This is a genomic window from Pseudomonas sp. HMWF021 (assembly GCF_003061005.1).
Taxonomy (GTDB): domain Bacteria; phylum Pseudomonadota; class Gammaproteobacteria; order Pseudomonadales; family Pseudomonadaceae; genus Aquipseudomonas.
Genome location: NZ_QAIK01000095.1, coordinates 1 through 21,792 on the forward strand (window position 1 = coordinate 1; position 21,792 = coordinate 21,792).

Annotated in this window: 21 protein-coding genes; 10 read left to right on the plus strand and 11 right to left on the minus strand. The window is 59.6% G+C overall.

Annotation, left to right across the window (positions count from 1 at the left end):
• Positions 1–332 precede the first annotated feature (332 nt).
• From DBR18_RS12510 to rarD, 3 genes are read left to right on the plus strand one after another with little or no spacing between them, the layout of a single operon-like run.
• The gene (locus tag DBR18_RS12510) at positions 333–1,307 is read left to right on the plus strand and encodes a quinone oxidoreductase (protein ID WP_108590599.1); all 975 of its coding nucleotides are present in this window, start codon (positions 333–335) and stop codon (positions 1,305–1,307) included.
• On the plus strand, positions 1,304–2,230 hold the full coding sequence (locus DBR18_RS12515; RefSeq protein WP_108590541.1) for a LysR family transcriptional regulator: 927 nt from the start codon (positions 1,304–1,306) through the stop codon (positions 2,228–2,230). The genes DBR18_RS12510 and DBR18_RS12515 overlap by 4 nt, the downstream gene beginning before the upstream one ends.
• A gap of 39 nt (positions 2,231–2,269) precedes the next feature.
• Complete coding sequence (gene rarD / locus DBR18_RS12520; RefSeq protein ID WP_108590542.1) at positions 2,270–3,202, plus strand: EamA family transporter RarD; 933 nt, start codon at positions 2,270–2,272, stop codon at positions 3,200–3,202.
• Positions 3,203–3,424: 222 nt separating this feature from the next.
• Here the strand turns inward: rarD and DBR18_RS12525 are convergent, their stop codons facing one another.
• From DBR18_RS12525 to DBR18_RS12540, 4 genes are all read right to left on the minus strand, one after another.
• Positions 3,425–4,054: a DUF3885 domain-containing protein gene (locus DBR18_RS12525; RefSeq protein WP_108590600.1), complete on the minus strand. Its 630-nt coding sequence runs from the start codon at positions 4,052–4,054 to the stop codon at positions 3,425–3,427.
• Between the two features lie 233 nt (positions 4,055–4,287).
• The gene (locus tag DBR18_RS12530) at positions 4,288–4,755 is read right to left on the minus strand and encodes a hypothetical protein (RefSeq protein WP_108590543.1); all 468 of its coding nucleotides are present in this window, start codon (positions 4,753–4,755) and stop codon (positions 4,288–4,290) included.
• Between the two features lie 470 nt (positions 4,756–5,225).
• Positions 5,226–5,465, minus strand: coding sequence for a hypothetical protein (locus tag DBR18_RS12535; RefSeq protein ID WP_108590544.1), 240 nt, complete (start codon positions 5,463–5,465; stop codon positions 5,226–5,228).
• Between the two features lie 2 nt (positions 5,466–5,467).
• The gene (locus DBR18_RS12540; RefSeq protein ID WP_108590545.1) at positions 5,468–5,944 is read right to left on the minus strand and encodes a hypothetical protein; all 477 of its coding nucleotides are present in this window, start codon (positions 5,942–5,944) and stop codon (positions 5,468–5,470) included.
• Positions 5,945–6,543: 599 nt separating this feature from the next.
• On the opposite strand from DBR18_RS12540, the gene DBR18_RS12545 reads away from it, so the two are divergent.
• The 4 genes from DBR18_RS12545 (at position 6,544) to DBR18_RS12560 (ending at position 10,363) form a co-directional block, all read left to right on the plus strand.
• Entirely contained in the window at positions 6,544–6,903 is a 360-nt protein-coding gene (locus tag DBR18_RS12545) for a DUF6124 family protein (RefSeq protein WP_108590546.1), read from the plus strand.
• A 303-nt stretch (positions 6,904–7,206) separates the two neighbouring features.
• Positions 7,207–8,079 carry an AraC family transcriptional regulator gene (locus DBR18_RS12550; protein ID WP_108590547.1) on the plus strand — a complete coding sequence of 291 codons (873 nt, stop codon included), beginning with the start codon at positions 7,207–7,209 and terminating at the stop codon, positions 8,077–8,079.
• 116 nt (positions 8,080–8,195) lie between these two features.
• Entirely contained in the window at positions 8,196–9,464 is a 1,269-nt protein-coding gene (locus tag DBR18_RS12555) for a YbiU family protein (protein ID WP_108590548.1), read from the plus strand.
• Positions 9,465–10,111: 647 nt separating this feature from the next.
• Positions 10,112–10,363 (plus strand): DUF2790 domain-containing protein, encoded by a 252-nt coding sequence (locus DBR18_RS12560; protein WP_108590549.1) that lies wholly within the window; start codon positions 10,112–10,114, stop codon positions 10,361–10,363.
• 44 nt (positions 10,364–10,407) lie between these two features.
• Here DBR18_RS12560 and DBR18_RS12565 read toward each other — a convergent pair whose 3' ends face one another.
• Entirely contained in the window at positions 10,408–11,352 is a 945-nt protein-coding gene (locus DBR18_RS12565; RefSeq protein WP_108590550.1) for a LysR family transcriptional regulator, read from the minus strand.
• Positions 11,353–11,438: 86 nt separating this feature from the next.
• On the opposite strand from DBR18_RS12565, the gene mug reads away from it, so the two are divergent.
• Entirely contained in the window at positions 11,439–11,948 is a 510-nt protein-coding gene (mug, locus tag DBR18_RS12570; RefSeq protein WP_108590601.1) for a G/U mismatch-specific DNA glycosylase, read from the plus strand.
• On the opposite strand, the gene DBR18_RS12575 is transcribed toward mug, so the two are convergent.
• The 5 genes from DBR18_RS12575 to DBR18_RS12595 all read right to left on the minus strand — a co-directional run bounded on the left by DBR18_RS12575 (position 11,945) and on the right by DBR18_RS12595 (position 18,452).
• Entirely contained in the window at positions 11,945–13,231 is a 1,287-nt protein-coding gene (locus tag DBR18_RS12575; RefSeq protein ID WP_108590551.1) for an FAD-binding oxidoreductase, read from the minus strand. The two genes, mug and DBR18_RS12575, sit on opposite strands and share 4 nt — an antisense overlap.
• Before the next feature lie 3 nt (positions 13,232–13,234).
• Positions 13,235–14,812 carry an aldehyde dehydrogenase (NADP(+)) gene (locus DBR18_RS12580; protein WP_108590552.1) on the minus strand — a complete coding sequence of 526 codons (1,578 nt, stop codon included), beginning with the start codon at positions 14,810–14,812 and terminating at the stop codon, positions 13,235–13,237.
• A 66-nt stretch (positions 14,813–14,878) separates the two neighbouring features.
• Positions 14,879–15,826 (minus strand): dihydrodipicolinate synthase family protein, encoded by a 948-nt coding sequence (locus tag DBR18_RS12585; protein WP_108590553.1) that lies wholly within the window; start codon positions 15,824–15,826, stop codon positions 14,879–14,881.
• A gap of 48 nt (positions 15,827–15,874) precedes the next feature.
• On the minus strand, positions 15,875–16,801 hold the full coding sequence (locus tag DBR18_RS12590; protein WP_108590554.1) for a 4-hydroxyproline epimerase: 927 nt from the start codon (positions 16,799–16,801) through the stop codon (positions 15,875–15,877).
• Between the two features lie 22 nt (positions 16,802–16,823).
• Entirely contained in the window at positions 16,824–18,452 is a 1,629-nt protein-coding gene (locus DBR18_RS12595) for an APC family permease (protein ID WP_108590555.1), read from the minus strand.
• Positions 18,453–18,652: 200 nt separating this feature from the next.
• Between DBR18_RS12595 and DBR18_RS12600 the strand changes: the two genes are divergently transcribed.
• Positions 18,653–19,438 (plus strand): AraC family transcriptional regulator, encoded by a 786-nt coding sequence (locus DBR18_RS12600; protein ID WP_108590556.1) that lies wholly within the window; start codon positions 18,653–18,655, stop codon positions 19,436–19,438.
• 8 nt (positions 19,439–19,446) lie between these two features.
• Here the strand turns inward: DBR18_RS12600 and DBR18_RS12605 are convergent, their stop codons facing one another.
• Complete coding sequence (locus DBR18_RS12605) at positions 19,447–20,052, minus strand: response regulator transcription factor (RefSeq protein ID WP_108590557.1); 606 nt, start codon at positions 20,050–20,052, stop codon at positions 19,447–19,449.
• Between the two features lie 114 nt (positions 20,053–20,166).
• On the opposite strand from DBR18_RS12605, the gene DBR18_RS12610 reads away from it, so the two are divergent.
• On the plus strand, positions 20,167–21,792 hold the full coding sequence (locus DBR18_RS12610; RefSeq protein WP_108590558.1) for a HAMP domain-containing sensor histidine kinase: 1,626 nt from the start codon (positions 20,167–20,169) through the stop codon (positions 21,790–21,792).

Here is a 21,792-nt window from a genome sequence, read left to right on the forward strand (position 1 = left end):
GGTTGGGGGTGACAGGTTTGTGACGGGAGATTGAGTCACTGGAGATGGGGCGGCTATCGGTCAGTAGCGGATGCTCGGAAAAGACTGCTTTCTGCCAATACCAGCCATTCGTGAACGATTGCTTCGACTCGTTGCGGACACGTAGCGACTACCTCGGTACCTTCAGCTTTGCTTCGTCCCTCATCGCTATACGCAGCACCTAATTCAAGGATGTTATTGCTGCAATCTATGCATTAATGTTCTGCAATCAGCCCATCTTGTTCATTAGAGGATCAGTTCTCACACTAGCGGCATCTGTTTGGAAACAGCTTCTGACTCTGGAGGAAACGACCATGGTATCCGCTATCCGCTTTAACCAGTTCGGCGCGCCTGAGGTGTTGAACCTGGAACCGCTGAGTGAACAATTGCCAGGGCCAGGCGAGGTTTGGATTGAACAGGAGGCCGTTGGGGTCAACTTCCTCGACGTGACTCAACGCAAGGGCCTAGTGCCTGTTGCGTTGCCATCCGGACTCGGATTGGAGGGAGCCGGACGGGTCGTCATCATTGGTGAAGGTGTCAGCAACGTGCACGTTGGCGATCGTGTCGCTTATGCCACCGGCCCAATTGGCTCATATGCGTCGGCCCGACTTTATCCGGCCGAACGGCTGGTGAAGATACCAGACGCCTTGTCGTTCGATGATGCCGCCGCTGTCATGTTCAAGGGCATCACAGCGCAGTATCTGTTAAAAACCACCTATCCTGTCGCTCAGGGCACAACTGTCCTGATTTATGGTGTGGCGGGAGGATTGGGGGAGATCATGGTGCCATGGGCCAAGCACCTCGGGGCGACAGTGATCGGTGTGGTTTCAAAACAGGCCAGTGTCGAAAAAGCACAGACATCGGGTTGTGATGAAGTTCTGGTGTTCGACGCCAACAGCCTGGCATCCGAGGTCAGTCGTATTACCCAAGGCAGAAAGGTCGATGTTGTCTACGACCCAATCGGACGTGCTTCTTTCGAGGCGTCTTTGGATAGCCTCCGGCCACGCGGGCTGATGGTCTCGTTCGGGGCTTCGTCAGGTGCGCCCTCGGCTGTGGAGTTGTCAACGCTCAACGCTAAAGGTTCGCTGTTCCTGACACGCCCATCGCTGGCAGCGCACACCGCCAGCGCCTCTGAGTATCAAGAGCGGGCACAGGATGTGTTGGCAGCTGTAGGGGCGGGTATTATCAAGCCCCGGATCTGGGCCAGCTACGCTCTGAAAGATGCATCGCAGGCGCATACAGCGTTGGAGTCGGGGCAGTCATCAGGGGCTATCATTCTAAAACCATGAATCTTGACGTTCTGAATAATCAGCACAGTGACGAAATCGCTGCGTTTCTGGCAGTTGCCTCGCAAGGCTCCTTTGTCGCTGCAGGCCGGCTTCTGCAGCGACACCCTACCATCGTCTCGAAACGACTGGCCGCGATGGAAAAGCGCCTCGGTGTCCGTCTCGTCGAGCGCTCAACCCGGCAGGTTCGAATTACGCAAGTAGGCGCCAAGCTTGAGGAGCGTCTGCGCGCGGCCATAGGCCTGATGGATGAAGCGCAGCAGCAGGCGGCGGAAGGCGCCAGCGAAGTTCGAGGTACATTGCGACTCGCACTGCCGGCAGCTATGGGACGGCGTTGGCTTGGCCCGATGTTGCCGGAGTTTCTCAGGGATCATCCGCACGTTTCGATTCTCGCAGACTATAGCGAACGTCTGGTCGACATCATTGACGAAGGATTTGACGTTGCGATCCGAATCGGAGAATTGGAAGACAACCGACTAATAGCCATGCAACTAAGTGACCATCGCCGGATTCTGTGTGCTTCGCCGGCTTACATCGAAAAGCACGGCATGCCTGAAAACCCACACGATCTAATCGAGCACAATTGCCTTCGCTTCAGTGGTCTTGCGTCTTTTCCGCAGTGGAGACTTTATCGCGGCAGCGAATTTCAGACCGTCTCGCCAAAAGGAAACCTGACGGCCAACGACAGCGAATCATTACTTGCCGCGGCTTGCGCTGATTCAGGAATACTGGGTGCTGGCGAATGGTTGATGCGTCATGACATTGCGGCCGGAAAGTTGCTTCATGTTCTCCCGGACTGGCAGCTGGACACCGCCGGAGGGGTTTACCTGGTCAGGCCGTCAGCTAAGTTTCCCAGCGCCGTAGTAATAGCCTTCAAACAATGGATCGAGTCAAAATTTATCCCCGCGCCCCCATGGGCTATTTGACCGTCTGATTAATTCCCACTTCAAACAAATGGAGGCCCCTTGTTCAAAGGTGTCGCTCTGTCTATTACTTCATCATGCCTTTTTGCCACCCTTTACTACTACGCAACCTTGCTTTCCCCACTCAATGGAGAGGAAATTTTTGGCTGGCGCATGCTGCTGATGCTGCCTTGTATCACCGCTTTTTTAATAATTAGCGGAGAATGGTGCCAAGTAAAGGCCGTTTGGCAACGCCTTAGTCAGAAGCCGCAGTTACTCATCGGACTTTGCTTGAGCAGCGCTCTGCTGGGTACACAGCAATGGCTATTCATGTGGGCACCGCTCAACGGGCATGGCCTTGATGTTTCACTTGGCTATTTCCTACTGCCTCTTGTAATGCTGATGCTCGGCAAGGTTGTCTACGGTGACCAGCTAACATCAATCCAAAAAATTGCCGCCCTTTGCGCTGGACTAGGCGCGCTCAATGAGCTTTATCAAGTGGGGAAAATCTCATGGTCAACGCTGTTGGTTGCCTTCGGTTTTCCTCTGTATTTCATGTTGCGGCGTAAGCTCTCTACGGCGAGTCTCGGCGGCCTCTGGTTTGACATTTTGCTCACGCTACCGGTTGCCGCCTATTTTGCATTGGGGGATAGGTCGACGCCGGGTGTGTTCACTCAGGTAACAAATCTGTATTTGTTGCTTGCACTGTTGGCAGTCATCAGTTCGGCGGCATTCATGTCCTACACCGTTGCAGGGAAGCATCTACCATTCAGCCTGTTCGGCTTACTGGGTTACGTTGAGCCGATACTGATGGTCGCAGTGGCATTGATCCTGGGCGAGCAGATCAAGGCTGAGCAGTGGCTGACATATATGCCAATCTGGACTGCGGTTGGATTGCTTGTTTTAGACGGAGGGCGCTATCTGCGGGCAACACGGCTTTTAGCAAGCGAACAGAATTCGGCAAAGGTCAAAGTGGATTTGTGTGATTTCGTTTGAGAAGCGCACACGTCCTCAATGGCCGAACTCTTTAGTTGCTCACCGGCAGCTAAGGGGCGATTTCAGTCGGATCCGACAGGCAGCTATTGGCCGAAAGCCGCCGTTCGGGAGCGGCAGCTTTCGGCCAAAAGCAGACGCTTATGGAAGACCATTTTCGACCCAAAGGAGACGGTTTCCATTTGGGCTGTGGGCACGGTTTCAGCTCCAGCGTAAGCAATGAGGCTAGCATGCAGGCCCTGAAAATGTGGTGTCCATCGTGTGTCGGTCGTAATCCAGCAGGTATGTATGATGCAGACGATACAGCTGTAAAAGCAGATCTTTGTTGGGGCCGACCACATCCATGCCTCTGTCGTCGTAGGGGAAAACCATGACATGTTTCTTCAAATTGAAGAGGTACAAAACGCAGTTGGGTTTAGGCTGAATTGCGGAAAAGTCCCTAGCCAAGGCACACCAAAGAAATGCTTGAAGTTGAGTAGCAGGTGCTTCAAACGCAATGTTGATCCAATACTCCGGCTCCCTTTCGCGAAACCATTCCTGCGGATCTATATCCTCACTCCAGATTGAGCATTCCGTGGGTATGTTAATGTCGGCAGATCGAAGAGCGTGAATCAGGGGCCGATGAGCGAATCGGTTGCTGCCAGAATGAACGCGCAGACAAGCAACAAGCGTTGCGTCATCAAGGAAGATATCGCTGCAGATCCTTGTTGATTTTCGTAGTGCTGTTAGAAATTGCTCAATCACTCCGCCAGTTTCAGAGAGCGCAAAACGCAGACCTCCTGGATAAGAATAGAAAAGTGGCCTGGCAAATGCTTTACCCTCGAAGATCCTCTCAATTTCAAGTTGTAGATTCACTTGATCCCTCATGGTTGATAGCTCGACTCCTAGCTTGGGCGGTGCAGACGGATATTACTGTATACGTAAGATCGGAGGTAAACCGCGAGCGTCATCTACTGGCCGAAAGCAGACTTAGGTAAGCGTCCACTATCGAAAAGAGCGGACACTTTGAGTCGAGAAATCAAATTCATACCACTTCTTATCGACACTCTGGAGTGCGACCTGATCCGCTTTCGGTCCTTGGCTACAGCTCAGGATGTCGTGTCCCAATAGAAATGGATGTATTCATCTTCACATTCCGCGAACAGTGAAACGGTGAACTCCGTCTTCATTGAATACATCAACAGCGCGCCGATGAAACCGTTCAGCTCATGCAGCGGTTGTTTGAGGGGAGCGATCAAGTCCCGTGCCTGGTCCGCGACTATCTGATTGAAAACCGCTTCCGGAATTTCCTCAAACCCGGCGTCGGCAATGTAGCCCGAGAAGTAGCTTTCTCTTTCCGGGTGCCAATCTACGCATTCGGCATAAAGCCAGAATTTCAATCCGTTTTCGCCTTGCTGTTTGGGCGCGCGGGTTATGCGAATGGTCTCTTCAGAGTCGGGATATTGAAAGGCGACAGCTGGATAGGTGACGTAATAGAGACCGCGACAACCTCTGCGCGCAATCCAATAAGTCATTTCTTCCTTGGGGAGTTGATCAAAATCGTTTCTGTTGAACATGGAAAACCTGATGGGTGAATGGGAACGAATTCATTTTTAAGAAAGCGGACCCAGTTTTGGTAGGGATCTGCCTTAGGGGGTAGGTGACAGATGAGGGTCGATAAACGCCAACGTTTAAAATACATCTCCAGACACTCTCTCAGGCTACACAACCTTGCGTCATTGCCTACAGCTACGCCAGAATCCGCCGGCTTGTGCGTCTTGTAGGCGGGTTCTATTGTATTTCGGTCACCGACGAATCAGTGATCGGGTTTGGTAGCCCGGCTTAGACTTGGCGCATAGCGTCACCTGATACAGGCCTTTTTGGCTGTGTATTGATGGTGGCCATGCGCAGGGCGTCTTCGGGCGCGCCGGTTCTCCAAGTCACCGGTCTACCAACCTTCGTATGGCCGCCACCCTTCGAAAATAAATCCGTCTCCTTTTTCCCCGTTTGTCGGTCCCCATTTTTCACGTCCTATTGCTTGGCCCCCTTACTCATCCCATCCTAGCCCGGCGTAGGACATTTGGTCATGCTCGGGAAAGTCTGTCTGGTATTCACCCCATTCCATGAAGGCATAGTATTTGGTCATCGCCTCGAAGTGGCTGTCAGCTTCAATTGTCCAAATCATTCGGGAGTTTGCTGAAAGTAAATTGCGCGCATCATCGCCGTGAATACCTGCCAGGCAAAAAGTCTGGCAACCATCGGGCTCCAGCCAAAGTTCATGCTTCATACTCATAGCTCGTTTTTGCCCGTGTTCATGGCGATGGCTGCTGCATAAGCATCATTGCCGATCCCGACTTGGCCCCACACCTCACGTTCTTTTCCGCCTTGGCGGTCATATTGTTCATCCGCATCCCAAAGAGTGAGTATCTGGTTCGGAAAGCAGTATTCATACCGGTCGAATTCATGGGGGCCGGAGGCGTCCGAGGCAGCCATCAGTGAAAACAACTCAGCCGCAGATGTAGCAAAAACATCAACCCCTCTAAACGTGAAGTTGAGTTGAGAACTCCCGGAAACTCCTATGAACTGGACTTCATCGCCAGGGCCGTACTCAAGCTGGATTGAAGATTCGCAGAAATAATCGACGCGGCCATTGGATCGCTCAAGCTGGAATCCACTCAGAGACATTGCTTCCCTTGCTGCGGTACGTGAAGCGCCAAGCCGTGCGGGGCCGATTGCTTCCAGTGGCAAAATTTCAAAAACGGGCATTCAAAATGCTTCCTGAAAATGCACAACCTAATCGTTAATCAGGCTCGATTTCAACATGTTAAAGCGTGGTTTCTGAAGACCGCTATTGGCCGATTGCAGCCCACGCGACAGGCAGCAATTGGTCAGGAGCAGACGTCCAGCATGCGGACTTCAGCGCTTTCCCGCCCGGTGATCTCTTGATCCTCTATCGCTAAATGGAATTCCTAGGCATCACCGCATCATTGATGTGGTTGCTGGACAAGGAAGAAGATGCGCTCGTCAAACGGCGGTCGCTAAACGCCAACGTTTAAAATACATCTGCAGACACTCTCCCGGGCTACACATCCTTGCGCCATTGCCTACAGCTAAGCCAGAATCCGCCGGCTTGTGCGCCTTGGGGGTGGGTTCTATTGTGGTTCGGTCGCTGAATGTTCAGTGATCGGGTTTAGCAGCTCGCCAATTTTCAAGGCACGCAGGTTTCGCCATGACGTTATGGTGGCTTTGCGTGGGGCACTTCGGTGCGCCGGGATCCTTGAGCCTGGTCTGCTAACCCGCGTAAAGCCGCCACCTCTTCGTTTAGCAGCGATGGCTGACGGCTCCCTTTCTCAAGGAGCTTCACCATGAAAAAACCAACACCGAACCCGCCCGAAACCGACCCAATCTCCCCCTACGAATCCATCGATTCCAGAAAACTCCACGAAGCCGCCGACCGCGCGCTCGACCATTACCTCTGTCCGCCCGGTTCCACGCCGCCTCCGCGTAAAAAACGCGGGATGTATGCCGTGACGGCGGACAACAAAACCGAAGAACTGCTGGTCGATGCCAGTGAAACACTCGCTTCGGCCAAAACCCTCGCACAGAACATCGCCAGCCTGTTGCCGGTGTCCCAGCGTCATGCGCTGGCGGGGATTGCGCAGTTGATCATGCTTGGGGAGTTGGCGGTGAATCGGGCGCTGGATAATCTGGAATGGCCGGGTTGATGCGCAGCAGGGCTGACAGTTGTGGCGATGGCACATGCGCTGCCTCCGTCGCCTGATGTTCCGCTATCGCCAGCAGGCTGGCTCCCACAGGGTTTTGTGTTGGTCATTGACTGCTCGCCAACGCAGCAAGCTCCGTTCTTCGAGTATTACTGGGTGCAACGCGAGCTATCAAAAGCGCGTGTGTCCAGCTCGAAGTCGTTGAGAGCAGCCAGCTCTTTCTCGACCCATTCGCGCCTTGAGGGTTTCTATTGCGGTGATACGATCGTCGCGTACCTGCCACGCCACAGAGCAGAATCGGTCACCATGAAACCCAGTTTCGAAAAGATCCCCACCGAAGCCACTGCCTCCTGGACGCTGCTGAACCGGCGTTTGCCGGAGGCGATTCCGTTTGAGTGGCATCACCATCCCGAGTACGAGCTGACGCTGACGTTGAACAGCCGTGGCCATCGCTACATCGGCAATGACGTCGAGCCTTACGATGACGGCGATCTGATTCTGGTCGGGCCGAATGTGCCGCATAGTTGGTCGTCGGCGGAGCGGGTCGATGCCCGGCAACCGCATGTGGCGCTGGTGATCTGGTTTTCGGCGGCGTGGGCGGAGTCGCTGGTGACACTGTTCCCGGAAATGGGGTCGCTGCGGCAATTGCTCGCGGCGGCGCGGCAGGCGTTGAGTTTCAGTGCGGCGGCGTCGCGGGAGGTACGGCCGCTTGTCGAGGCGATGGTCGAGCAGGAGCCGTCCGAGCGTTTGATCGCGTTGCTGATGGTGTTGAACCAACTGACGCGGGACGTCGATGCCAGGCGAATCCTGTCGGCGCCGGACTCGCCGGTTGGCAGTCAGACTGTTGAAGACCCGCGTATCCATCGGGTTCTCGATTACGTTCACGGTCACTACACCCAGGCCATCAGCATTCCGGTGTTGGCCGAGATGGCGTGTGTCAGTGTGTCGGCATTCCATCGGATGTTCCGCCGTCATACGCGTTGCACGGCGCTGGACTACATCGTGCGTCTGAGAGTCGGACATGCCTGTGCGCTATTGATGCAAGGGCACTCGACGGTTTCGCTGATTGCCGAGGAAGTGGGGTATTCGTCGCTGGCGCTGTTCAATCGCCAGTTCAAGGCGTTGAAGGGGCTGACGCCTTCGGAGTTTCGTCGTCAGCACGGTCATCACTTTCAGTAAGCGGCGCGCCGCTACAACGCCACAATCGTATTGCTCGACGCGGCAAATCAGGCTGCCGCCGCCTCCATAGGAAGTGGTCCCATACCTGCACCAACAACAAGGTCTGCAGGTTTCCGATGAGCAAATACCAGGCATTCGAGAGCGCAACGCTTCCGGACAATTACCGCGACAACATCGTCAAAATGAAACGCACCTTGCGCGCGCAGATCGGCGATGTGCAGGGACTGTTCGCCGAGGTCAGTGAGTTTATTGCCGGCGAGATTGCGTCGATCAAGGCGCAGGAGGCGCGGACGGGTTCGGGTTGGCCAGTGCTGGAGTTTGCCGACATCGCCGGTGGCAGAGTGACTGCCGAGCAGTTGGCGTTGATCAAGCGTCGCGGCTGCGTGGTGATCCGCAATCACTTCCCTCGTGAGCAGGTGATGCAATGGGACCAGGGGTTGCTGGATTACTTCGACAAGAACCGGTTCGATGCGCTGTATCGCGGGCCGGTCGATCAGTTTTTCGGCAATCTTGAGGCGTCGCGACCGGAGATCTTTCCGATCTACTGGTCGGCGTCGCAAATGCAACTGCGCCAGGATCAGCGGATGGGCACGGCGCAGGCGTTTCTCAATCGATTGTGGAAGACTCATTCCCACGGCCAGGACTGGTTCAACCCGGACATCAATGCGCTGTACCCGGATCGGGTGCGTCGGCGTCCGCCGGGCACTCACTCGAAAGGCCTTGGCCCGCATACCGATTCCGGGGCGCTGGAGCGCTGGCTGCACCCGGCGTATCTGAAAGTCTTCGACAGCATCTATAGCAACGACTTTGCGGCCTACGACCCGTGGGATGCGGCGTTTCGTACCGAGGTGGATGAATACGCCTACAAGGACACGGTCAAGTGCTCGGCGTTTCGCACGTTTCAGGGTTGGACCGCGCTGTCGGACATGAAGGCCGATCAAGGCGTGCTGCACACCGTGCCGATCCCCAAAGCGATGGCCTACCTGCTGCTGCGGCCGCTGCTCGACGACGTACCCGAAGACGAGTTGTGCGGGGTGGCGCCGGGCAAGGTGCTGCCGGTGTCGCGGCACTGGCATCCGCTGTTGGTCGAGGGGCTGAGTCCGATTCCGGATGTGCAGGCCGGCGATTCGGTGTGGTGGCATTGCGATGTGATCCATAGCGTCGCGCCGGTGCAGAACCAGCAGGGCTGGGGCAACGTGATGTACGTGCCGGCGGCGCCGATGTGTCCGAAGAATCTACGTTATGCGCAGGATGTGTTCAGAGCGTTCGAGCAGGGCGCTTCGCCGGATGATTTTCCGCGTGAGGATTATGAGCGCTCGTGGATGGAGCGTTTTCCTGTGGAGAGTCTGAATTCGCTGGGGCGTGCGGGACTTGGGCTGGAGTAGCTGAGTTTGGGGTTTGGGGCCGGTCGCGGCCCATCAGGACGGTGCGATGTTTCGCTCAATTCTCTCACCACAGGTTTTTTTGTCTGGTTGAGCGGAGTGCATTTCGGACAGCAAAACGCCCAAGGGTTTGGCACATCCTGAATGTTCAGGACGGCTTACTGCCTTGGGCGGGATGGGAGCAGATTGGTCGACGGCAATGCGAGGAGAAAGATAGAGCGGCTTCGGAAAGCGCACAAGCCAGCCACTTCCGCAAGATTTGTAGGCAAATGCGCGGGCGCTTGTAGCCCCAAATGTGGGGGTGATAACGGCCTGATATGAGTGGTTTGCCTGTTGGTGGCTGACAACGACCATGGCGGGGCGGTTCTTGAGCTTGCGCCAGCTTCGGGCTTTTCGGTGACTGGGCTGACGCTATCGCGAGCAGGCTCACTCCTACAGTGGTTTTTGCAGTGCTCACGAATGTTGTGGCGCGCACCAAACCTGTAGGAGTGAGCCTGCTCGCGAAAAGGGCACCCGCGGTGTCTGGTCTTATTCATCACCATTCTGGACACAGTGTTTGTCCAGCCGACCGATTTTTGCCGTGCGCCTGAACCCCTAACATCGTCTGCAACCCGTGACCCAACACGGTTCCCCACAAGACGGTGAACATCATGAAATTTTCAAGAATCGCTCTTCTTCTGGTCCTCGGCGGTATCGGCGCGCAGGCGTTTGCGGCGGATGAAACCGCGCAAGTGGAGGCCTACAACGCCGCCGCTCAAGCAGACATCGCCCACGTGGTGTCGATCTCCGACGCGGCTAATCAGTGCGGCGCGGTGCCGGTGCAGATGACTTATGACGACTCGACCGGTGCGCGGCACGTCGTGCAATACCAGGTGATGGGCAGCGGTTGTTCCAACGGTTGATGCCGGTGCAGGCACTGGAGGGTCGACACTCCGGGCTTGCGGCACTAAGCATTGGCAAATTCTCTGGCACCGGCCAGTTCTTCATCGGACGCCAGCAGTTGCGGGATGGCGGTTTTCAGGAACTCCACCCAGGTCTTGATTTTGGCGTCGACGAACTTGCGCGACGGGTAGATCGCGAACAGGTTGTATTCCTCCAGGCGGTACTGCGGCAGTACCCGCACCAGTGTTCCTCCCACCAATCCTTCCACGGCTGATGCCAGCGGCTGAATGCCGATGCCCATGCCATTTCTGATTGCGGTCGCCATGCCGTCGGCGGTGTTGATGTGGAAGGGCGAATCGGGGATGTTCTGCGTTTCCATGCCTTGCGGCCCTTCGAACACCCAGTTTTCTGCGGGCATCACCGTGTTGACGATGCGCAGGCAGTCATGGGCGGCGAGGTCGGCGGGTGTGGCCGGGTGGCCGCGTTTGGCGAGGTACGACGGCGAAGCGCAGAGGATGCTGTAGGTGCTGCCCAAACGTTGCGCGACGAAACCGGAATCGGGCAGGTCGCGGGCGAGGACGATGGACATGTCGTAGCCTTCTTCGAGCAGGTCCGGCAGGCGATTGCTCAGGGTCAGGTCGAACATCACCGTGGGGTGAATCTCGCGGTAGCGCGCGATGGCGTTGATCACGTAGTGGTTGCCGATGGCGGCCATGGCGTGGATCTTCAGGCGCCCGACCGGCAGAGTCTGCGCGGTGCCGGCTTCTTCATCGGCTTCGCGCAGGTCATCGAGGATTTTTTCACAGCGCTGCAGATACCGCACGCCGGCTTCGGTCAGGGCGAGGCGGCGGGTGGTGCGGTTGATCAGGCGCGTGTGCAGCCGGGCTTCGAGACTGGAGACGGCTTTGGACACGTTGGTCGTGGTGGTGTCGAGCACATCGGCCGCAGCGGTGAAGCTGCCGCTCTGGGCCACGGCGACGAAGTAGCGCAGGGTCTGAATGACGTCCATCGTTGTTGTTGGCTCTGTGGATGGGGTTGCCATTCTAGAGTCAGCCGTGGGTAGTGTTGCAATGGTTTGCGAGCGAGGGGCGAATGATGGCGGGTGAAGGGCTTGAAGACATTCTGGCGCCGGGGCTGTCGGTGGTGTTCTGCGGGATCAACCCGGGTTTGCTCGCCGCGCAGCAGGGGCATCACTTTGCCGGGCGCGGCAATCGCTTCTGGCGCACGTTGTATCTGGCGGGATTGACGCCCCATGAACTGACGCCGCAGGCGGATGGCTCAATCCTGCAATACGGTTGCGGCTTGACGACGGTGGTGCAGCGACCAACGGCCCGGGCCGATCAGCTGTCATCAGAGGAATTTGCTGCGGCAGCCACGGCATTCGAACAGAAGATCAAACGCCATGCACCCCGTGCTGTCGCGTTCCTGGGCAAAGCGGCGTATGCCGCATTGTCCGGGCAGAAGACGCTGATGTGGGGGTTGCAGCCACAGACGTTCGGCGGGGCGCAAGTGTGGGTATTGCCCAACCCGAGTGGCCGCAACCGCGGGTTTACGCTTGCGCAACTGGTGGAGGCGTATCGGCAGTTGCCGCGGTGCGCTCCTTAAAAACGCCCCAACCGATAGGCCTCAACCCCCGGCAACCCGGCCCCGGACCGCTCCTTCGCCGGCATCGTCATCCGCCCGATCAGTTCCGCCGTTACCGCCGCCTGCGTCAGCCCCAGATGCTGATGCCCGAACGCAAGCAACACACGCCCATCGCACACCTGATCGATGATCGGCAGCGAATCGGGCAGCGACGGGCGAAAGCCCATCCACGGTGTTGCCGCGTCTGCCTTCAGATCCTGGCGGAACAGGCCTTGGCTCAACCGATGCAGCTGCCAGGCACGTTCCATGTTGGCCGGGCGTTCAAGGCCTGCGAATTCAACGGTGCCGGCCAGGCGCAGGCCGTCGGCCATGGGGGTCATGATGAATTTGCGCTCCAGCGAGGTCACGGCGAACGGCAGTCGATCGTGTTCGTGGGGCAGCATGAGGTGGTAGCCACGCTCGGTGTCCAGCGGCACGTGTTTGCCGGTCAGGGCGGCCGTGAGCCTGGCGGAATGTGCGCCGCAGGCGATCAGCACTTGCCGGGCGGTGAATCGTCCTTGTGCGGTGATCAATGCGGCGCCGTGCTCGTGCAGATGTGCGTCCTGCACATGTTGTTTGAGAAACCGTACGCCACAGGCTTTGGCCGCTTTAACCAGTTCGCCGACCACGCGGTATGGATCGAGAAAATGCCCGGTGGCCGGGAAAAACAGCCCGCCCTGAATCCTTTCGCTCAGTTGCGGTGCCGTCGCCTGAATGGCTTCGGCAGTCCAGAAATCCACCGGCACGCCTTGTCGGCGCATGCGTTGTTGCAGCGCTTCGATGGCCTGGCGCGATTCGACGCGCTCGTACACCAGCAGCGAGCCGTCTTCCTTGAGCAGATCGGGCTGACCAATGTTGCCAAGCAACCGTTGCCAGGCCCCGAGGCTGCTTTCGTTGAGGGCGCGGATGCCCGCCACCGTGCGGCTGAAGGGCGCCGGGCGCAGGTTCAGCAGCAGGCGCGCGAACCAGGGCAGGGCGCGGGGCAGGTATTTCCAGTCCAGGCGCAACGGACCCATCGGGTCCATCAGCATCGCCGGCAGACGCTTGAGGATCGTCAGGTCGGCGATGGGAAAAACCTGCTCGGTCGCCAAGTGTCCGGCATTGCCGAACGAGGCGCCGTGTCCCGGCTCCTGACCATCGATGACAGTGACGCGCAAACCTTGGCGGGCCAGTTGCAGGGCACAGGCGACACCGATGATGCCGGCACCGACCACGGCGATATCGGCATGGTCATGAACGCTGTCCAGCGGTAAGTGGTTCAACATGACCTAGGCTTCCCGCTGGCCGTCGAGCAGACGCCGCAGCATCAACGGGTTTTGCTGGCGCAGTGCTTGCGGCAGCAGCGCGTCGGGGAAGTCCTGATAGCACACCGGTCGCAGAAAACGCTGGATCGCCGCGGTGCCGACCGAGGTGCTGCGGGTGTCGGACGTCGCCGGGAACGGCCCGCCGTGCACCATGGCATCACAGACTTCCACGCCGGTCGGCCAGCCATTGACCAGCAAGCGTCCGGCCTTACGCTCAAGGCTCGGCAACAGCGCTCGTGCACTGGCGATGTCCTCATCATCCAGATGCAGGGTGACGGTCAGTTGGCCTTCCAGATGTTCAATGATCTGGCGAATCTGCGCATCGCTGGCGCATTGCACGATCAGTGATGCCGCGCCGAACAGCTCGCCGTGCAAACGCGGATCTTCGAGGAAATCCTGTGCGTGGGTAGCGAACAACTGCGCCTGGCACTGATTCGGGCCTTCAGCCGCAAGCCCACTGGCCAGCACCTGGACACGCGGGTTGTCACGCAACGCCGCGACGCCGGACTCGTAGGCGCTGTGGATTCCCGGTGTCAGCATGGTCTGCGCCGCGCTGGCGCGCAGGGGTTCAGCCGCCGCTGCGATAAAGCTGTCCAGTGCCGGCCCTTGCCGTGCGATGACCAATCCGGGATTGGTGCAGAACTGGCCCGCACCCTGGGTCAGCGAGGCGACGAAACCTTGCGCCAGCGCCGCACTTCGCGCTGCAAGCGCAGCCGGGAACAGCAAAACCGGGTTTATCGAACTCATTTCCGCGTAGACCGGAATCGGTTCGGGCCGTGCTTGCGCAGCATGGCACAAGGCAAGACCGCCGCTGCGCGATCCGGTGAAGCCGACCGCTTTGATGCGCGGATCGCTGACCAGTGCAATACCGGTTTCATGGCCTGAACCGAACACCAGCGAAAACACGCCTTCCGGCAAACCGCATTTTTCTACCGCCCGCGCAACGGCGCGGCCCACCAACTCACTGGTGCCTGGGTGTGCGCTGTGGGCCTTGACCACCACCGGGCAGCCGGCAGCCAGGGCCGATGCGGTGTCACCGCCGGCGACAGAGAAGGCCAGCGGGAAATTGCTCGCACCAAACACCGCGACCGGCCCCAGCGCAATGTGCCGTTGGCGCAGATCCGCGCGTGGCAAAGGCTGACGCTGTGGTTGTGCGGTATCGACCCGCACGTCCAGCCACTCGCCGGCGCGCACGGTGCGGGCGAAGGTGCGCAGTTGCTGGCAGGTACGTCCGCGCTCGCCTTGGAGGCGTGCGCGGGGCAGGCCGGTTTCCTGCGTGGCGCGCTCGATCAGCGAGTCGCCGAGGGCTTCGATTTCGTCAGCGATGGTTTCGAGCAACTCACTGCGGGCAGCCAGCGAGGTTTCGCGGTAGTGATCGACTGCGTCCCAGGCCAGTGCGCAGGCTTGTTCGACCTGTTGGCCGCTGGCACCGGGATACGCGGGTTCAAGCGCCAGGCCAGTGGCGGGATTGATCGCCCGGATCGCTTCGCGACTACCGGTGATGGATTGCTGACCGATCAGCATGTTGCCTGTCAGAGTCATAGAGTTTCCTGATTGAGAGAAGGGCCCGTCGCGCAAGGGCACGACGGGCACGATCGGGACACTGGGTCAGACGAGGTTCTGTTCGGCGGCCCAGTTTTTGTACCACTGGCGGAACAGCGCGTACTGGGTCTCGGCGTAACGGCGCTGGGCATCGCTCAGGGCATCGGTTTCATTGAAATGCAGGGCGTATTCGCGGTCGCCGTTGAGCACCATCAGGTGCTTGTAATACAGCACCAGATCGCAGCCTTCATCGAACGACGACAGCACCGCCAGCGCCGCTTCCAGTTCTCGAGCCTGACGCCGGGCCTTGGCGTCACCCTTGGCCGCTTGCTTGCTCAGCGCCACCAGTTGCAGGACTTCGCGGGGCAGGGCGTTGCCGATGCCGGTGATCGCACCGGTGGCGTTGCAGTTGACGAAGCCGTGCACCACTTGCGTATCGACACCGACCATCAGGATCACGGCATCGTCCTGCGAGGTGATGTTTTCGGCGGCGTAGCGCAAGTCGGCGCCGCCACCGAACTCCTTGAAGCCGATCAGGTTCGGGTACTCGCGGCGCAGTTCGAAAAACAGATCGGCGCGGGTGGCAAAGCCGTAGTAAGGGCTGTTGTAGATCACCGCCGGCAGATTGGGCGCGGCCTGGAGGATGGCGGCGAAGTGGGCTTTTTGTGCGGTGGCCGAAGCGCCACGGGACAGCACGCGCGGAATCACCATCAGGCCATGGGCACCGACTTTCGCGGCGTGGGCGGCGTGGGACACCGCTTCACGGCTGTTGACCGCGCCGGTGCCGACGATGGTCGGTACGCCAGCGGCCACCAGACGCGCCACGCCTTCCTGACGCTCGGCCTCGGTCAGCAGCGGCCAGTCACCCATCGAGCCGCAGTAAACCACCGCGCTCATGCCGATATCGATCAGCTCGCGGCCCTTGGCGACCAGAGCGTCGAAGTCGGGTTTGCGCTCGGCGGTGCACGGGGTCATCAGGGCCGGAATGCAGCCAGTGAAGATGTTATCGCTCATTGTTGTAGCTCCTCGGGACATTCATTCGGATCGGTAGAAAAGCGGGGCTCAGATGCCCCACGCGAAAGGATCCTGCTCGTCGATCAGCAGGGTGGCGTCGGCGGTCATGTAGGCGCGGCCGGTAATGAACGGGCGTACGCGCTCGCCGTGCCATTCGAAGCGCCCTTCGAACTGGCTACCGGTGATGCTCGCTTGCGTCCAGACCTGACCTTCGGCGAGTTTGCCGTCGGCAGCCAGGCAGGCGAGTTTGGCGCTGGTGCCGGTGCCGCACGGCGAGCGGTCGTAGGCTTTGCCGGGGCACATGACGAAGTTGCGGCTGTCGGCGTTGGCGTCGTCGGCGAACAGTTCGACGTGATCGATCAGCGCGCCGTCCTCGCCGTGGATGCCTTGGGCCTCAAGAGCCTTGAGCATCGCCCAGGTGTACTCGGTGAGGGTTTCGACGTTGCTCATCTGCAGGTCCTGGCCGTGTTCGGAAACCAGGAAAAACCAATTGCCGCCCCAGGCGATATCACCGAACACGCGACCGTAGCCGGGCACGTCCACCGGCACCTGTTTGCGATAGCGCCAGGCCGGGACGTTGCCCAAAGTCACCGCGCCGTCCTCGCGCAACGTGGCGCTGACCGGGCCGACCGGGGTGTCGATCTTGTGCACGCCCGGTTCGATGCGGCCAAGGTAATGCAACGAGTTCACCAGGCCGATCGTGCCGTGGCCGCACATGCCGAGGTAACCGGCGTTGTTGAAGAAAATCACCCCGCAGGTGGCATCCGGCGAGACCGGCTCGCAGTACAGCGCGCCGACCAGCACGTCGTTGCCACGCGGTTCGAGCAGACAGGCGCGGCGCCATTGATCGTGGCCCTCGCGCAAGGCATCGCGCTTCTCGGCCATGTTGTTGCCGGGCAGATCGGGGAAGCCTTTCATCACCAGACGCGTGGGTTCGCCGCCGGTATGGGAATCGATGATGTGCAGTCGTTTCATGGGGTCGTCCCTTGAGTGAAAGTCAGGCGTGAGCAGGGCGCTGGCCCGTTGCCGTAGGGGTGACGGGTTCGGCGGCTTCGCTTTCGTCGTCCTCGTTTTCCAGACGAATCAGGTGCGCCGGTACGCCGGTGGCGGCGCCCCAGTAGTAGATGCCCAGTGCGCAGACGGCGACGATCACGGTGTCGAACGGATGGCTGAGCACGCCGATACCGCCAAAACTGCCGAGTTTGGAGAGGACGATGGTCACCGCGTAGAAGCCGATCAGCCACGCCGAAGAACGCACTTGCTGGCCCAGATTGAGGTGCGCGGTCGGCACCATGCGCCCGCACAGCAGGTAGATGACGAACATCAGGATTTGCAGGCCGAGCAACCACGACACGGTGCCCCAGCCCGACCAGTAGACGATCAGCGCAGCGATGATGAACGACAGCGGTCCGAGCACGCTCATGCCCTTGACCCGGAACGGACGCGGCATGCCCGGCGCGCTGCGGCGCAGTGCGGCCACCGACACCGGGGCCACGGCGTAGCTCAATACCAGTGCGGCGGAGACCACGTTGATCAGCGCTTCCCACGACGGGAACGGCAGGGTCCAGAACACCGACAGGCCAAAGGTCAGCCACAGCGCCGGGCGCGGGATGCCGGACTTCTCATCGATGCGGGTGAAGACCTTGAAGAAGGTTCCGGTCTGCGCCCAGCCGTAGATCACTCGCGGCGTGGCGTTCATGTAGATGTTGCCGCAACCGCTGGGCGAGATCACCGCATCGGCCACCACCAGATACGCCAGCCAGCCGACGCCCAGTGCCAACGCGATGTCGCGATACGGCAGGGCCAGTTCCTTGGCGACGCCGGCCCAGCCATTGGCGAGCATTTCCGTCGGGATGCCGCCGAGGAACGCGGTTTGCAGCAGCACATAGATCGCCGTGGAGAGCAGCACCGAAAGGATCAGCGCAATGGGAATTGTGCGTTGCGGATTCTTCACTTCACTGGCCACGGAAATGATCGGCGTCAGGCCTAGATAAGCAAAGATCACCCCGCCGGCCGACACCGCCATTTCGATGCCGGACAGGCCGAACGGCGCAAAACCCTGTACCTGGAAATTCGCCGGTTTGAAGAAGGTGAACAGCACGCCGATCACCAGCAGCGGCACGATGAACTTGAACACGCTGACCAGATTGTTGGCCATGGCGAAGGTTTTCACGCTGCGATAATTGAGCAGGAAAAACAGGCACAACAGCCCGAACTGCACGAACCAGCCAAGCACGGTCGGGTCGCTGGAACCGGCCTTGGTCAACTCGGGAAACCATGCCGCCGCATATTGCCGCGAGGCGACCACTTCGATCGCCACCAGACTGGAAAACGCGATCAGCGTGATGAAGCCCATCAGGTAACCGAGCAGCGGGCCGTGGGAGTAAACCGGGTAGCGCACCACGCCGCCGGCGCGGGGCAACGCAGCGCCCAGTTCGCAGTAGACGATGCCCAGCAGCAACACAGCGAAACCGCCTAGTAGCCACGAGAAAATCCCCGCCGGGCCGGCGATGGCCGACACATGACTGGCGGCGAACAACCAGCCTGAACCGAAGATCGCCCCCAGCCCGATGAACGTGAGGTCTATCAGTGAAAGTTGTTTCTTGAACTTGCCTTGGCCTGTCATAGCGTCGCCTTCTTGTTGGTTGTTGGAGGGGCGTGCAGTGGCGCTACAGTGAACTCATCAGGCGCGGCGCGATTGATGTTTTTTGTCGGCGACGATGACGAAATCAGCACAATTGCCCACGGCAAAGGCCCGGCTCGACAGGCTGTCGGCCATCGGGCAATCTGCGCGCAAGCCAATGCCCACAGTGGGGAGTGACAGTCATGACGCAGAATGCGTTTGCGATCCTGAGCCAGCAGAACGAGGCGAACCGTCCGCAAAGCCTCGACGATCTGCTCGCCGGCATGGCGCTGCTGTTGCCGATGCTCGATGCGATTCCGAATGCGGCGATCTTCATCAAGGATCTGCAGGCGCGGTATGTCATGGCCAACCAGACGCTGGTGCAACGCTGTGGTCTGAAAGACCTGCGACCGTTGCTGGGCAAGACCAGCGCGCAGGTATTTCCGGCGCAGTTGGGCCCCGGTTATACCGAACAGGATCGGCGGGTGCTGGAAGAGGGGCTGGTGCTGGAGGATCAGCTTGAGCTGCACCTGTACGGCAGCCGCGAGCCGGGCTGGTGCCTGACTCACAAGCGGCCGCTGTACGACCGCAACAATCGGATCATTGGTCTGGCGGGGATTTCCGTCGATCTGCAAACCGCCAGCGAAACTCACCCTGCATATCAGCGTCTGGCAGCGGTGGATGAATACATCCGGGCGAATTTCAATCGCCGGGTCAGCCTCGGCGAACTGACGCGCATCGCCGCCATTTCAGTGGCGCAACTGGAGCGTTACTGCAAGCGGGTGTTCCACCTGACGCCGCGCCAGATGATCCAGAAAGTGCGCCTCGAGCATGCCCATCGCCTGTTGCATGGCGAACTGCCGATCACCGAAGTGGCGCTGCAGTGCGGTTATACCGATCACAGCGCGTTCACCCGACAGTTCAAGGCGTCGACCGGGTTTACGCCACGCCAGTATCGGCAGGCCACGGGTAACTGCAGCAGCGTCTGAAACGCTTTTTACAGGCGCCCGGAATATTTCACTGCCGCTGCGGCCCGCGACGGCACATTCAGGGTGCGCAGCAACGACGACACATGGATGCGCACGGTGAACGGCGAGATGTCCAGCTCCCGGGCGATTTCCTTGTTGGTCTTGCCCTGAGCGATCAGCTTCAGTACCTCTTGCTGGCGCGGGGTAAGCGCGGCGCCGGTCTCCAGCGGCAGAAGGCCGGAGGGGGCGAACCTGACCAGCACTTCGCCTTCGCGGATCGCCAGAATCGCCTGGCCGATCTCATCCGGGGCGATGTTCTTGCCGATGAAACCGTCGATGCCCGCCGCCATCACTTCGCCGATCAACGCCTCGTCGTCGACCATCGACACCACGATCAGTGTGGTGCGCGGCAGTTTTCGGCGTAGCTCGGCGAGTTGGCTGACGCAGGTCAGGCCGGGAAAGCGCAGGTCGAGAATCAGTGTGTCCGGCTCGTTGCCCTCGGGCAGCAAGGCCAGCACGGCGTCGAGGTCACCGGCCTCCTCGATAGTCGCCTCGGGCAGCAGTCGCTGGACGGTGCGCCGCATGGCCTCGCGAAACAACGGATGATCGTCGGCTATGATGATTCGGCATGGCATGGCGTGACCCTCCCTGGATCAGGCGTTATTCACGGCATGCACCTTAGCACCGCAAGCGACGTTTGCCTGTCGCCGGGTGCTGAATCTGATGACTGTCGCACAAGGACGTTGCCCATGAAGTTCGAGAAAAATACCGAGCTGGATCAGGCCAATCTGCGGATCATCATCGCCAGCATTGCCATGGTTTACATCAGCGTGCTCGGTATCCTGCCGGGTCAGCGCTTCGATACCTATCTGCCGGTGGTGGTGTACATCGCGCTGTTTTTGCTGGCGTCGATTGTCTTGCGCCAGGCCATCGCGCGCTGGCCCGGGCATTACCCGGCGCGGCGGATTTTCGGCATGGTCCACGATTACACCGGCACCTGTTTCGGCCTGGTGCTCGGCGGTGAAGCGGCGTTGCCGCTGTACGCGGTGATCATCTGGGTCAATCTGGGCAATGGCATGCGCTATGGCTCGCGCTATCTTGCGATTGCCACGGGGTTGGCGCTGGTGGCACTACTGGCGGTGTACCGGTTGACGCCGGTGTGGCGGGCGCAACCGTACATGGTGCTGATGCTGATGCTCACCAGCACGGTGATCCCGTTCTATGCGCACTTGCTGCTGGAGCGCACGCGCAAGGCGTCTGAAGAGGCGGTTGCAGCCAATCTGGAAAAGTCGCGGTTTCTCGCCCAGGCCAGCCATGACCTGCGCCAGCCGATTCACTCCATCGGTCTGTTCACGGCGTGCCTGCGCGAGTCGCGGTTGGGCGAGCAGGAGCGGCAACTGGTCGACAATATCGACCGTTCGCTGCTCAACGTTTCGCAGTTGTTTCGCTCGATTCTTGATCTCTACACCCTCGACAACGGGCGAGTCCTGCCCAGGTTGCAGGTGTTCAATCTGGGCGAGTGGCTCGCCGACCTCGTCCGGCAGAACGCCGAAGCCGCGCGCTGGGCCGGCGTGGAGTTGCGCCTGCGCCCTTGCCAGCATTGGGTGCAGAGCGATCCGGCGTTGCTCGCGACCATGGTGCAGAACGTGCTTTCCAATTGCTTCAAATACGGCGCGCAACGGCCGGTGCTGATCGGCGTGCGCAAGCGTGGCGACGGGCTGGCCATCGTGATTCATGACCGTGGCAACGGCATTGCCCAAGAGCATCTGCCCAAGGTGTTCGAGGAGTTTTATCGGGTGCGCCAGGTGCGCGACAAGGACGTGGAAGGCGTCGGTCTCGGGCTGTCGATCGTCAAGCGTCTGGGGCAGTTGATCGGTATCGATGTCGCGTTGCGCTCGCAGCTGGGGCGCGGCACGTCGGTCACCTTGCATGGCTTGGCGTTGGCTGCGGCGCCGCAATTGTCGGCCAATCGTGACGATGTGCGGCAGGCCGGCCTGTTGACCGGGTTGAAGGTGTGTCTGGTGGAGGATGACCGCAACGTGTTGCTGGCGACCTCGGCGCTGCTGGAGCGCTGGGGCTGTGTGGTGCAGGGGGAATTGAGCGGGCAGGATCTGCTTACGGACTGCGACATCATCGTCGCCGATTACGATCTGGGCACACATTCAACCGGCATCGAATGCATCGACGATGTGCGACGCCAGCGGGGTTTTGCGGTGCCGGCAATGATCATCACCGGGCATGACATCGAGAAAATACAGGCGGCCTTGCACGACCGCCAAATTGCCATCCTGTCCAAACCGGTACGCCCGGCCGAGCTGCGCGCGACCTTGCGTGCCCTGCGCGACCGGCAAACCGAGCCGGTCGAACAGGTTTGA

Coding starts and splice junctions, on each gene's coding strand:
- DBR18_RS12510 (WP_108590599.1), top strand. CDS start 333: ATGGTATCCGCTATCCGCTTTAACCAGTTCGGCGCGCCTGAGGTGTTG.
- DBR18_RS12515 (WP_108590541.1), top strand. CDS start 1,304: ATGAATCTTGACGTTCTGAATAATCAGCACAGTGACGAAATCGCTGCG.
- DBR18_RS12530 (WP_108590543.1), bottom strand. CDS start 4,755: ATGTTCAACAGAAACGATTTTGATCAACTCCCCAAGGAAGAAATGACT.
- DBR18_RS12535 (WP_108590544.1), bottom strand. CDS start 5,465: ATGAAGCATGAACTTTGGCTGGAGCCCGATGGTTGCCAGACTTTTTGC.
- DBR18_RS12540 (WP_108590545.1), bottom strand. CDS start 5,944: ATGCCCGTTTTTGAAATTTTGCCACTGGAAGCAATCGGCCCCGCACGG.
- DBR18_RS12545 (WP_108590546.1), top strand. CDS start 6,544: ATGAAAAAACCAACACCGAACCCGCCCGAAACCGACCCAATCTCCCCC.
- DBR18_RS12550 (WP_108590547.1), top strand. CDS start 7,207: ATGAAACCCAGTTTCGAAAAGATCCCCACCGAAGCCACTGCCTCCTGG.
- DBR18_RS12555 (WP_108590548.1), top strand. CDS start 8,196: ATGAGCAAATACCAGGCATTCGAGAGCGCAACGCTTCCGGACAATTAC.
- DBR18_RS12560 (WP_108590549.1), top strand. CDS start 10,112: ATGAAATTTTCAAGAATCGCTCTTCTTCTGGTCCTCGGCGGTATCGGC.
- DBR18_RS12565 (WP_108590550.1), bottom strand. CDS start 11,352: ATGGACGTCATTCAGACCCTGCGCTACTTCGTCGCCGTGGCCCAGAGC.
- mug (WP_108590601.1), top strand. CDS start 11,439: ATGGCGGGTGAAGGGCTTGAAGACATTCTGGCGCCGGGGCTGTCGGTG.
- DBR18_RS12575 (WP_108590551.1), bottom strand. CDS start 13,231: ATGTTGAACCACTTACCGCTGGACAGCGTTCATGACCATGCCGATATC.
- DBR18_RS12580 (WP_108590552.1), bottom strand. CDS start 14,812: ATGACTCTGACAGGCAACATGCTGATCGGTCAGCAATCCATCACCGGT.
- DBR18_RS12585 (WP_108590553.1), bottom strand. CDS start 15,826: ATGAGCGATAACATCTTCACTGGCTGCATTCCGGCCCTGATGACCCCG.
- DBR18_RS12590 (WP_108590554.1), bottom strand. CDS start 16,801: ATGAAACGACTGCACATCATCGATTCCCATACCGGCGGCGAACCCACG.
- DBR18_RS12595 (WP_108590555.1), bottom strand. CDS start 18,452: ATGACAGGCCAAGGCAAGTTCAAGAAACAACTTTCACTGATAGACCTC.
- DBR18_RS12600 (WP_108590556.1), top strand. CDS start 18,653: ATGACGCAGAATGCGTTTGCGATCCTGAGCCAGCAGAACGAGGCGAAC.
- DBR18_RS12605 (WP_108590557.1), bottom strand. CDS start 20,052: ATGCCATGCCGAATCATCATAGCCGACGATCATCCGTTGTTTCGCGAG.
- DBR18_RS12610 (WP_108590558.1), top strand. CDS start 20,167: ATGAAGTTCGAGAAAAATACCGAGCTGGATCAGGCCAATCTGCGGATC.